This is a genomic window from Aureimonas sp. AU40, assembly GCF_001463785.1.
Lineage (GTDB): Bacteria > Pseudomonadota > Alphaproteobacteria > Rhizobiales > Rhizobiaceae > Aureimonas.
The window spans coordinates 80474-92401 of record NZ_BBWL01000002.1 but is presented as its reverse complement, the minus strand read 5'-3'; the positions used below and the strand labels follow the sequence as shown (position 1 = coordinate 92401).

The window sequence follows — 11928 nt, the reverse complement described above, 5'->3', positions numbered from 1 at the left end:
GACTGGTCATGTGTAAGGGAACCGATGCCGATCCTCGCCGCACTCCGCCACCTGACCCATTATCGCTACGACCGACCCGTTACCCTCGGCCCGCAGACGATCCGGCTTCGGCCAGCCCCCCATTCGCGCACGCGCACCCCCGCCTATTCTCTGCGCATCGAGCCGGCGAACCATTTCGTGAACTGGCAGCAGGACCCGTTCGGCAACTGGCTGGCGCGCGTCGTCTTTCCCGAGAAGGTGCGCGAGCTGCGCATCGAGGTCGATCTTCTCGCCGACATGACGGTCTACAATCCGTTCGACTTCTTCATGGAGACCTGGGCGGAGACCTATCCCTTCGCCTATGGCGACGATCTCCTCATCGACCTCAAGCCCTATCTCGCGCACGAGCCGGCAGGCCCCCTGCTCCAGACCTTCCTGACGCAGGTCGACCGCACGCCCCGGCGCACGATCGACTTTCTCGTCGAGATCAACCGGCTGGTTCAGCAGCGCATCGACTATCTCATCCGCATGGAGCCCGGCGTCCAGACGCCGGAGGAGACGCTGGAAAAGGGCTCGGGCTCCTGCCGCGACTCCTCCTGGCTCCTGGTTAACGCGCTGCGCCATCTCGGCCTCGCCGCCCGCTTCGTCTCGGGCTATCTGATTCAGCTGAAGCCCGACCGCGTCGCGCTGGACGGGCCGGCCGGCACGGCGGTCGACTTCTGCGATCTGCATGCCTGGGTGGAGGTCTACGTGCCGGGCGCCGGCTGGATCGGCTTCGACCCGACCTCCGGCCTGATGACCGGCGAAAGCCACGTGCCGCTGGCGGCGACCCCGCACTACCGCTCCGCCGCGCCGATCGCCGGCGGGGTGGACTTCGCCGAGACCGAGTTCGACTTCGCCATGGAGGTGACGCGCGTTTCCGAAGCGCCGCGCGTCTCGAAACCTTTTTCCGACAAGAGCTGGGAGGCGCTCGACGCGCTTGGGGCAAAGGTGGACGCCGACCTCCAATCCATGGACGTGCGCCTCACCATGGGCGGCGAGCCGACCTTCGTCTCGATCGACGATTTCGAGGCGGCCGAGTGGAACGCCGACGCGACGGGGCCACGCAAGCGGGGCTTGGCCGACGGTCTGATCCGCCGGCTGCGGCAGCGCTTCGCGCCGGGCGGCTTTCTCCATCACGGCCAGGGCAAGTGGTATCCCGGCGAATCCCTGCCGCGCTGGACCTATTCGCTCTACTGGCGCAAGGACGGCAAGCCGATCTGGCGCAACCCCGATCTGTTCGCCGCCGAAGCGGGCTCGGGCGAGGAGACACCCGGCGAGGCGACGGCCGAGACGGCGCGCGTGCTTCTCGAGGGCGTGGCCAAGCGGCTCGGCGTCGAGCCCGGCAACGCGCTGCCCGCCTTCGAGGACCCGTCCTACTGGCTGGTGCGCGAGGCGCAGCTGCCCGAGAACGTTTCGCCGGACAATTCCAGGCTGGAAAACCCGGAAGAGCGCGCGCGCCTCGCCCGCGTCTTCGACCGGGGGCTGAACAATCCGGTCGGCTACGTCATGCCGGTGCAGGCGTGGCAAGCGCTGCCCGCCCGCTGGATGTCGGAGCGCTGGTCGACGCGGCGCGGCCAGCTCTTCCTGGTGCCGGGCGACTCGGCGCTGGGCTACCGCCTGCCGCTGGCCGCCCTGCCCTGGTTGCCGCCGGCGCGCTATCCCTACACGCATCCGGCCGATCCGATGCAGCGTTTCCCCGACCTGCCGGAGCGCGAGATCCTGGGCCAGGTGCAGAAGCGCATCTCGCAGGCCGACCCGGCGCCTGCCTGGTCGCCGCCCGAGCCCGGCCCGGAAGCCGAGATCGGCGGCTATGTCCGCACAGCCGTCGCCATCGAGCCGCGCGACGGCGTTCTTCACGTCTTCATGCCGCCGTTGGAATCGGCCGAGGCCTATCTCGACCTTCTCGCCGCCGTGGAGGACGAGGCCGAGGCGATGGCGCTGCCCGTGCGCATCGAGGGCTATGCCCCGCCTTTCGACCCGCGCCTCGACGTGATGCGCGTCGCGCCCGACCCGGGCGTGATCGAGGTGAACGTCCATCCCGCCGCGTCCTGGGGCGAGGCGGTGGCCATCACGCAAGGGGTCTACGAGGACGCGCGCCAGTCCCGCCTCGGCACCGACAAGTTCATGGTGGACGGACGCCACGCCGGCACGGGCGGCGGCAACCATGTGGTGATCGGCGGCGCGACGCCGATCGACAGCCCCTTCCTGCGCCGACCCGACCTCCTGAGGTCGCTGGTGCTCTATTGGCAGCGCCACCCGTCGCTGTCCTACCTCTTCTCTGGCCTCTTCATCGGACCGACCAGCCAGGCGCCGCGCATCGATGAAGCCCGGCACGACCAGCTTTACGAACTCGAGATCGCCATGGCGCAGGTGCCCGCGCCCGGCGAGGGCGCAGCGCCTCCGCCTTGGCTGGTGGACCGCCTGTTCCGCAATCTCCTGGTGGACGTGACGGGCAACACGCACCGCTCGGAAATCTGCATCGACAAGCTTTATTCGCCCGACGGCCCGACCGGGCGGCTCGGCCTCGTGGAGTTTCGCGGCTTCGAGATGCCGCCAGACGCGCGCATGAGTCTGGCCCAGCAGCTGCTGATCCGCGCGCTCATCGCGCGCTTCTGGCGCGAGCCGCAGGCCGGGCGCTTCGCGCGCTGGGGCACGCAGCTGCATGACCGCTTCATGCTACCGGCCTTCGTCTGGGAGGATTTCCTCGCCGTCCTGGCCGAGCTGACCCGTGCCGGCTATCCCGTGCGGCCGGAATGGTTCGAGGCGCAATGGGAGTTCCGCTTCCCCTTCTGCGGCGAAGTGCGCCACGAGGGCGTGACGCTGGAGCTGCGCCAAGCGCTGGAGCCCTGGCACGTCATGGGCGAGACGGGCGCCATCGGCGGCACGGTGCGCTTCGTGGATTCCTCCGTCGAGCGCCTTCAGGTGAAGCTCTCCGGCTTCGACACCTCGCGCCACATCGTCACCTGCAACGGGCGGCCGGTGCCGCTGGCCCCCACGCGGGATGTCGGCACTTTCGTCGGCGGCGTGCGCTTCAAGGCGTGGCAGCCGGCCTCGGGCCTGCATCCCACCATCCCCGTCCACGCGCCGCTGACCTTCGACATCTACGACCGCTGGTCGGGCCGCTCGCTCGGCGGCTGCACCTATCATGTCGCCCATCCCGGCGGGCGCTCCTACGACACGTTCCCGGTCAACGCCAACGAGGCCGAGGCGCGGCGTCTGGCGCGGTTCGAGGCGATCGGCCACACGCCGGGCGCCTTCCAGCCGCCTGCCGAGATCCCCGACCCGAGCTTCCCGCACACGCTCGATCTCAGACGGCCTGCCTTCCTTGCCGTCTGAGACCATCCCCATCGAAGCCGGCAAAGCCGCCGCCCCGCCCGCCGCCCGCTACGACGAGATGCGGGCGGCGGACGGCTCCGTGCGCCCGCATTACCGCCCGCTGACGGAGGCGTTGGCCGGCTGGAGCGAGGCCGAGCGCGAGACGCGCTTTCGCGCCGCGCGGCAATATCTGGGCGAGGCCGGCGTCTTCTACCGATCGGGCACGGATGGCGGTGAGCGGCTTTGGCCGATCGCCTTTCCGCCCGTGGTCATCGAGGCCGAGGAATGGCGGCGGCTGGAAGCGGGGCTGCGCCAACGCGCCGTCTATCTCGAACGGCTGCTGACCGATCTCTACGGTGAGCGGCGCATGGTCCGCGAGGGGCACCTGCCGGGCCTGCTTCTGGCCGGCAACCCGGAGTTCCTGCGCCCGCTTGCCGACCAGGGCCGCACCGGCCGCCCGCTGATCCGCTTCATCGCCGTGGATCTCGGCCGGGGGCCGGACGGGCGCTGGTACGTGATCGGAGACCGCACGCAGGCGCCCTCGGGCTCGGGCTTCGCGTTGGAAAATCGCGTCGCCACTTCGCGCGCCTTTCCCGACCTCGCCCGCTCGCTTCACGTCCGGCGCCTCGCCGGTTTCTTTGGCCGCTTCCGTGAGACGCTGAACGAGCTCAACGGCACGGAAGGGGCGCGCGTCGGCCTGCTGACCCCCGGCCCGCTGAACGAGACGTATTTCGAGCATTCCTATCTCGCCCGCTATCTCGGCTTCCACCTTCTAGAAGGCGGCGATCTCGTGGTGCGGGGAGACGAGGCCAAAATCCGCACCGTGGACGGCTTGCGTCCCGTGCGCGTCCTCTGGCGCCGGCTCGACGCCGACTATGCCGATCCGCTTGAGCTTTATTCCCGCTCGCGCATCGGCACGCCCGGCCTCGTGCGCGCCATCCGCGCCGGCAAGCTCGAACTCGTCAACGCGCTGGGCTCGGGGCTTCTGGAAACGCCGGCCTTCGCCGCCTTCGAACAGGGCATGGCGCGGGCGCTGATCGGCGAGCCCCTGCAACTCGCCTCGGCCGAAACGCGCTGGCTGGGCGAGCCGGGCGCTCAAGGGTTCGCTCACGCCTTGCCACCCGGCTGGCGTCTTGCCCGCGCCCTGCCCGCTCCCTCCGGCCCCGGCGCGCCGATCTCGGCCGAAGACTTGGCCGAGCGGGCTAAGGGGCGCGGCCGGGCGGATGTCGTGGCGCTGCGCCAGCCGCCGCTCTCCACCGTTCCCGTGTTCGGCGAGGGGGAACTCGAAAGCCGCCCGGTGACCTTGCGGGTGTTTCTGGCGCGCGGCCCGGACGGATGGGACGTCATGCCCGGCGGCTTTGCCCGCGCCGCCCATGACGAGCGGGGCGATGCGCTCGCCATCGCCGCCGGCGGGCGCTCCGTCGATGTCTGGATCGCCGGCGAGGCGGACGAACGGCCCGTTTCGCTGCTGGCATCTCCGGAAGCCGGCTACCACCGCCGCCTGCCGGGCTCGCTTCCCGCCCGCGCGGCCGACAATCTCTTCTGGCTCGGGCGCTATGTCGAGCGGCTGGAAGTCGCCTTCCGGCACTGGCGCGCCGCGATCGAGCGCGCCGAGGCGGGCGAAGACCCCGCGCCCGTGGACGAGGCGCGCATCAACCTTCTGCGCGTGGCCGGCGTCGGCCTTGGCGGGGCGGACCCGATCCACGGCCTGAAGGAGCTCGCCGACAGCGCCTTCCATCTCGCCTCGCGCATTCGCGACCGGTTCTCGCCCGATGCCTGGCGGGTTCTGGCCGAGATCGCGGAGGTGACGGCCGAGGCCATGCGCCTGCCCCCGCGCGAGCGCGACGACGCGCTGCTCGCCGGCCGGGTGCTGACGCGCCTTGCCGGCTTCGCGGGTCTGGTGCAGGAGAACATGTATCGCTTCACCGGTTGGCGCTTCCACGAATGCGGCCGGCGGCTAGAGCGCCTTTCGGCCACGGCAGAGGCGGCGGGCGCCTTCATGGCGGCGGGCGGAGACGGGGTGTTCGAGGCGCTGCTGGAATTCACCGACAGCCGGATGACCTATCGTCGTCGCTTCTCGGTGCAACTCGGCAGCAGCACGGTGATCGACCTCGCGCTGCTCGACCCGCTCAACCCGCGCTCCCTCGCCTTCCAGGCAAGGGCGCTGGAAGCCGCGCTGGCGGAACTGCCGGGCAACCTCATGGGCGAAAGCCTGGACCCGGCCTCGCGCCGCACGGCGCGGCTGCAGGTGCGCCTGCGCACGGCCCAGCCCGGCGAGGTGACGCCGGCGTTCCTCCGGCGTGTGGCGCGCGACGGATACGAGATTTCCGACCTTCTCTCGCAGCGCTATTTCGCCTTGGCGCCGCGCGGCGAGGCGGAACGCTCGGACACGGAATAGGCCCCCATGAGCCGCTACGACATCCGCCTCGCCATCGGCTACAGCTATCCCGGCTTCGTGCGCGACGCCCGGCATATCCTGCGCGTTTCGCCACGCCAGACCGCCGGCCAGCGCATCGAGCGCTTCTCGCTCGAAGTCGCGCCCGCCCCGGCGGAAACGGCTTCGGAAACCGACTTCTTCGGCAACGCGATCGACCATATCCTGATCGACCAGCCGCACGAGGCGCTGAGCATCGAGATGCGCGCCCGGGTCGCGGTGGACCGGCCGCTGCCGGACCTCGCCCGGACGCCCGCGCTCGGCGCCGTCGTCGAGTTGGCGCGAAAGTCCCGCGCCAGCGAGGGCGAGAGCCCGTTGCATTTCCTGGGCTCCGGGCGACTCGTCACTCCTTCCGCGCGCGTCGCGGCCTATCTCGAAGAGGGGCTCGATTTCAGCCGACCGATCGGCGAAGCGACACTCGATCTGGCGCGTCGCATTCGCTCTGACTTTCGCTTCCAGGCTGGCGTCACCACGATTTCGACCGGCGTGGAGGAGACCTTCGCCGCGCGCCGTGGCGTGTGCCAGGACTTCTCGCATCTGATGATCGCGGGGCTGCGCGGCCTCGGTCTGCCCGCCGCCTATGCCAGTGGCTTCCTGCGCACCGAACCGCCGCCCGGGCGGCCGAGGCTGGAAGGCGCCGACGCCATGCATGCCTGGGTCGAAGTGTGGACGGGGCCGGAGGGGGGCTGGCTCGGCTTCGACCCGACCAATGGCTGCTTCGCCGGCGAAGACCATGTCCTGGTGGCGCGCGGGCGGGACTATGCCGACGTCGCGCCGATCGACGGCGTCCTCATGACCTCCGGGCCGCAGCGCCATCACCATTCCGTCGACATGGTGCCGATCGAGGAGACCGAGGACGCATCGCTCCCTTCGCGATAGGCGCCCGCTCTCATCGCGCCTCGTTTAAAATCTTCCGTTTCTCGCAAGCGATCTTTTCAAACCGGCACGCTAAGTTACGCTTCGTAAGGAGCGATGCAAATCCATGCAGATCGACCTCTCCACCCTCTATGTGCTCGTGCTTGGGACGCTCGGCGTTTCGGCATCGCTGACCTATTGGGAGCGCCGTTTCCAGCCGCACCGGCAAACCGTCCTCGCCCGCTGGGCGCTCGGCCATGTCGCCTTCGCGACCGGCTGCGCCCTGTCGGTCTTCCCGCTGATCGAAAGCCCGCACCAGCGCGCGCCGATCTTTCTTCTCATGGTGTGCGGCTACGGTACGATGCTGGCCGGCGTCCTGATGCTGAACAATCAGAGCGTTCCGCGCTTGTGGTGGGCTGGCGCGCTGCTCTTCGCCGCGCTTTGCTTCGCGCTGTTTCCCCATATCACGCTGGAACAGTGGCATATGTTCGCCGGCGCCTCGATCGCCCTCATCTCGGGCGCCACGGGCCTCGTCCTGCGGCGCGGAGCGGCCTTCCTTTCCTTGCGCTCGCGGCGGCCGGCAGCGCTGGTCTTCCTGTTTCACGCGGCTTTCTATGTCGCGCGCGTCGCGGTCTTCCTGGTTTTCGACCTCACGAGCGGCCCGGTGATTCTCGCCTCGCTCGCCAAACTCACGATGTTCGAGGCGGTGCTTTTCGCCGTCGCCGCCCCGATGCTGCTGCTCTCGCTGGTGCGGGAGGAAGGCGAGGCGCATCTCTTCACCGCGTCCCAGACCGACTATCTCACCGGCCTTCCCAACCGCCGCGCCCTGTTCGAGCGCGCGGAGCGGCGGCTGCGCGAGGCCGACGAGACGGGCGAGGCCGTTTCAGTGTTGGTGTTCGATCTCGACCATTTCAAAAGCATCAACGACACGCATGGGCATCAGATCGGCGACGAGGTGCTGAAGCTCTTCGCCCGGACCGCCGAGCGCGAGCTGCGCTCGATCGACCTGATCGCCCGGTTCGGCGGCGAGGAGTTCGTGGCCGTGGTGGCCGGGCGCAGCCTGGAGGAGGTGCGCGGCGATGCCCAGCGCGTCGCCCGCAGCTTCTCGGCAGAAGCCGCAGGCTTCGGCCGGCTTGGCCTCCATGCCACCGTCAGCGTCGGGCTTGCCCATACCACCGGACGCGATGCCGACCTGTCCCGGCTCCTGAGCCAGGCGGACGCCGCGCTCTACCGTGCCAAGACGCTCGGGCGCGATCGGATCGAGCAGGCCCCACCGCTCGCGGCCGTCGCCTGATCCTTAAACGATCCTCCTCATGGAAAAAGGCCGGATCGCTCCGGCCTTTTCGGTTTTCACTCAAGCCCGGCGAGGCTTCACGCCTTGGCGAGATCCTGCTCGTCCAGCAGCTTGACGCCCAGCTCGGTCTCGACCTGCGCCTGGGCCTCGCGCCGGGGCGCGAAGACGATCGTGGAAAGCGGCGGCAGGCTCAACGAGAGCGAGAAGGGCCGGCCGTTGGAGTGGACCTCCTCGGCCTCGCGCCCGCCCATATTGCCGACATTCGACCCGCCGTAGATCTCGGCATCGGTGTTCAGCACTTCCTCCCAGAAGCCGCCATGGGGCACGCCGACGCGGTAGCCATGGTGGACATTGGGCGTGAAATTGCAGACCACCAGTGCCGCGCCGCCGTTCTTGTCCTTGCGCAGATAGGCCAGGACCGACTGCTCGACATTCGACGTGTCGACCCATTCGAAACCATGCGGGTCGCAATCGTTCTCGTAGAGCGCCGGCAGGCCGCGATAGAGCGTGTTGAGATCGCGCACCAGACGCTGCACGCCCGAATGCTCGCGATATTCGAGAAGATGCCAGTCCAGCGACTGGTCGTGGTTCCACTCCTCGGCCTGACCGAACTCGCTGCCCATGAAGAGCAGCTTCTTGCCGGGATGGGTCCACATGAACCCGTAATAGGCGCGCAGATTGGCGAATTTCTGCCACCAGTCGCCCGGCATCTTGCCCAGGATCGAGCCTTTTCCATAGACCACTTCGTCATGGCTGAGCGGCAGGACGAAGTTTTCGGAATAGGCGTAGACCATACCGAAGGTCATGTGGTGCATGTGATATTTGCGGTTGATCGGGTCTTCTTGCATGAAATGCAGCGTGTCGTGCATCCAGCCCATGTTCCACTTGAAGTGGAAGCCGAGGCCGCCGGCGTAGGTCGGGCGCGACACGTTGGGGAAGGAGGTCGATTCCTCCGCATGGGTCGTGGCGTTGGGGAATTGCCCGCCGACCTGCTCGTTGGTTTCCTTCAGGAACGCCATGGCCTCCAAGTTCTCGCGCCCGCCATGGATGTTGGGCTCCCATTCGCCGTGGTTGCGCGAATAGTCGAGATAGAGCATCGAGGCGACCGCATCGACGCGCAGTCCGTCGACATGGAACCGGTCGAGCCAGTAGAGCCCGTTGGAGACGAGGTAGTTCTTCACCTCGGTCCGGCCGTAGTCGTAGATCAGCGTGTTCCAGTCCTTGTGGAATCCCCGGCGCGGATCGGCATGTTCATAGAGCGCCGTGCCGTCGAACCGGCCGAGTCCGTGGATATCGGTCGGGAAATGGCCGGGCACCCAGTCGAGCAGCACGCCGATATCGGCCTGGTGGAAGGCGTCCACCAGCCGCGCGAAGCCGGCCGGATCGCCGTAGCGCGCGGTCGGGGCGTAGAGGCCGATCGGCTGGTAGCCCCAGGAGCCGTAGAACGGGTGCTCGGACACGGGCAGGAACTCGACATGGGTGAAGCCCATGTCGCGGCAGTAGTCCACGAGTTCGCGCGCCAGCGTGTCGTAGTCGAGGAAGCTGTTGCTCTCGCCCCGTCGCCAGGAGCCCAGATGCACTTCGTAGATCGAGATCGGCTTGTCGGCGGCCTGCCAGTCGCTCGGCTTGGCGCGGAAGGCGTCGTCCGCCCAATCGTGCTCCACCAGCCCTTCCACGATCGAGGCGGTGGAGGGCGCCAGTTCCTGGCGGAAGCCGACCGGATCGGCCTTCAGCGGCAGGACCTCGCCATGCCCGCCGATCATCTCGTATTTGTAGACCTCGCCCCGGTCGAGACCGGGAACGAAGATCTCGAACAGCCCGGCGTCGACGCGCTTGCGCATGACATGGCGCCGCCCGTCCCAGGCGTTGAAATTGCCGACCACCGAGACGCGGCGGGCATTGGGCGCCCAGACCGCGAAGGCCACGCCCTTCACGCCGTCGATCTCGGTCGGATGCGCGCCGAGCTTCTCGTAGAGCCGGTAATGCCGGCCCTCGTTCAGGAGATAGATGTCGAGATCGCCCAGAATCGTGCCGAAGCGGTAGGTGTCCTCCTCCTCCCAGGACTCGTCGCCGTGCCAGAAGCGATAGCGATGGTCCTCGAAGGCTTGCGGAACCACGCCGGAGAACAGGCCCTCCACCTCGCCGCGCTCCAACTCGCCGAGCAGCTTGCCGGAGCGGTCCAGCACCTCGGCCCGCTCGGCGCCGGGGCGGAAGGCGCGCAGCACCGCGCCGCCATCCTCAGTGCGATGGGCGCCGAGCACCGAGAACGGGTTCTCGTGCAGCCCCCTGGCCAGCGCGCGCGCCTCGTCCCCGTGCAGGCCGTGGTCGATGCCGCTGGCGGCGGATTGGGTCTGGCTCATCAAAGGACCTGTCGTTTCTGGAGAAGGGACACGATTCCACGCAGCGGAATCGACAGCCAGGCGGGACGCATCGCCGCCTCGTAGCGCAATTCGTAGAAGGCTTTCTGCAGCAGAAAGAGATCCAGCAGCCGCGCGTTCCCCTCGTCCGCGAGATCGACGCCGCTGGCGCTCTCCCAGGCCGAAAGGAAGGATGCGGAGGTCTCGTCGCGCCAGCGCTCGGCGGCGTCCCGCGCCCGCTCGGCCAGCGCCGGGTCCTCGGTGCGCAGAGCGTCGAGCGCCGCGAAGGCGGCATAGTCGTAGGAGCGCAGCATGCCGGCCACGTCGCGAAGCGGCGAGGTCTTGGCGCGGCGCTCAGGCAAAGGCCGGCCCGGCTCGCCCTCGAAGTCGAGAATGACGATGTCATCACCGCGCACCAGAAGCTGGCCGAGATGGTAGTCGCCATGGATGCGAGTGCGGCGGCCTGCCGGCTCCAGCTGCTTGAAGCTCTCGAACCAGCGGGCGATCTCGCCCTCGCGCGCGCCCAGCGCCGCGATGTCGGCGGCAACATCCGCCCCGCCCTCGACGCCGCGCAGAAGCGCGATGGCGCCGGCCGCCTCGTGCTTGGCCTCGTCCACGATGCGGGCCAGCGACACGCGGTCGAGCGGCTCGGGGTCGAAGGCGGCATCGCCCGTCTCGCTCGCCAGCGCGGCGTGCATCTCGCCCGTGCGCCGGCCGATCGTGCGGCCGGGATCGAAGGCGAACTCGGCCGCCGCCCCGCCCTCGCCCGCCCGCAGATGCGCGGCCAGCGAGCCGGTGACGGAGGCCCAGGCGTCGCCTGCGTTGCCGATGCGCTCGAACAGGGCGGCCACCGCCGCGCGGCTGCCGTCCGCGCGAGACAGTTCCAGCGAGCCGAGCAGCGCAGGCGCGGCCGTGAAGCCGGTGTTCTCCGTCAGGAAGGACGTGACTTCGAGTTCCGGTTGCTCGCCGTCGCGCAGCAGGCGGTAGAATTTCAGGATCGCGACGCGGCCGATGCCGATCGAGGTGTTGGACTGCTCGCCCGACAAAGGGGCGATGTCGGATGGGTCCACCGCCACCGCCTCGCGCAGTTGCTCAGCCCGGGCGGCGGAGGCCGTGGCGCGCAATGCGCCGCCTCCGGTCTCTGTCCGGCCGCCGGCCGCGATCAGTGCCACCACGGCCCGGCAGAAGTCGGGGTCGCGCGTGGCGTCCACCAGCGCCCGCTCGCCCTCCAGCTCGGCCAGGAGATTGGCCCCGACGCCCCGCCCGCGTGGGCACAGAGCGAGCGGCAGGAAATAGCGCTGCTCGCCATCAGTCGTGCGCACCACGGCTTCGCCCGCCAGCGCATCGCCCGCGCCGTCCACCACGCCGAGCGGCGCGAAGGAGACGGCGTCCAGCCGCTCGGACTTGGCGGCGAACCAGCGCTGCTGCTGGAGAAAGCGCCGGAGCGCCGCCTCCAGGGCGGCACCGTCCGCGCCCACGAGATCAGACAGGGAAGCGACACGCCCGAAGGCGGGAAGCATGTCGGGCGCGCCCGCGCCGGGCTTGGACTGCGTGTCGGTCATGGGCATCCATCATCGTCATGGGTCCGCCGCGGCGGGCCTGGCAAAAGCGAGCGAAAGGGCCGGAGCGCGGGTCTCTCGACCCGCGCCGCA

General features: G+C 69.2%; 6 protein-coding genes. 4 read left to right on the top strand and 2 right to left on the bottom strand.

From position 1 onward, the window contains the following. The first annotated feature begins 24 nt into the window (after positions 1-24). The 4 genes from AUL32_RS01140 (at position 25) to AUL32_RS01125 (ending at position 7919) form a co-directional block, all read left to right on the top strand. Positions 25-3357, top strand: a complete 3333-nt coding sequence (locus AUL32_RS01140; RefSeq protein WP_062111048.1) for a transglutaminase family protein — start codon at positions 25-27, stop codon at positions 3355-3357. Then, positions 3347-5734, top strand: a complete 2388-nt coding sequence (locus AUL32_RS01135) for a circularly permuted type 2 ATP-grasp protein (protein ID WP_244497587.1) — start codon at positions 3347-3349, stop codon at positions 5732-5734. Before AUL32_RS01140 ends, AUL32_RS01135 begins: the two co-directional genes overlap by 11 nt. A 6-nt stretch (positions 5735-5740) precedes the next feature. Beyond that, complete coding sequence (locus tag AUL32_RS01130; RefSeq protein ID WP_062111047.1) at positions 5741-6649, top strand: transglutaminase family protein; 909 nt, start codon at positions 5741-5743, stop codon at positions 6647-6649. Positions 6650-6752: 103 nt separating this feature from the next. Continuing rightward, positions 6753-7919, top strand: a complete 1167-nt coding sequence (locus AUL32_RS01125) for a GGDEF domain-containing protein (protein WP_062111046.1) — start codon at positions 6753-6755, stop codon at positions 7917-7919. A 77-nt stretch (positions 7920-7996) separates the two neighbouring features. Here the strand turns inward: AUL32_RS01125 and glgB are convergent, their stop codons facing one another. Together glgB and AUL32_RS01115 are read right to left on the bottom strand one after the other, a co-directional pair. Then, positions 7997-10279 carry a 1,4-alpha-glucan branching protein GlgB gene (gene glgB / locus AUL32_RS01120; protein WP_062111045.1) on the bottom strand — a complete coding sequence of 761 codons (2283 nt, stop codon included), beginning with the start codon at positions 10277-10279 and terminating at the stop codon, positions 7997-7999. After that, the gene (locus AUL32_RS01115; protein ID WP_062111044.1) at positions 10279-11838 is read right to left on the bottom strand and encodes a maltokinase N-terminal cap-like domain-containing protein; all 1560 of its coding nucleotides are present in this window, start codon (positions 11836-11838) and stop codon (positions 10279-10281) included. Before AUL32_RS01115 ends, glgB begins: the two co-directional genes overlap by 1 nt. Positions 11839-11928 lie beyond the last annotated feature (90 nt).

Excerpts from the sequence above, each read along its gene's own strand:
- AUL32_RS01140 (WP_062111048.1), top strand. The coding sequence starts at position 25 with ATGCCGATCCTCGCCGCACTCCGCCACCTGACCCATTATCGCTACGAC.
- AUL32_RS01130 (WP_062111047.1), top strand. The coding sequence starts at position 5,741 with ATGAGCCGCTACGACATCCGCCTCGCCATCGGCTACAGCTATCCCGGC.
- AUL32_RS01125 (WP_062111046.1), top strand. The coding sequence starts at position 6,753 with ATGCAGATCGACCTCTCCACCCTCTATGTGCTCGTGCTTGGGACGCTC.
- glgB (WP_062111045.1), bottom strand. The coding sequence starts at position 10,279 with ATGAGCCAGACCCAATCCGCCGCCAGCGGCATCGACCACGGCCTGCAC.
- AUL32_RS01115 (WP_062111044.1), bottom strand. The coding sequence starts at position 11,838 with ATGACCGACACGCAGTCCAAGCCCGGCGCGGGCGCGCCCGACATGCTT.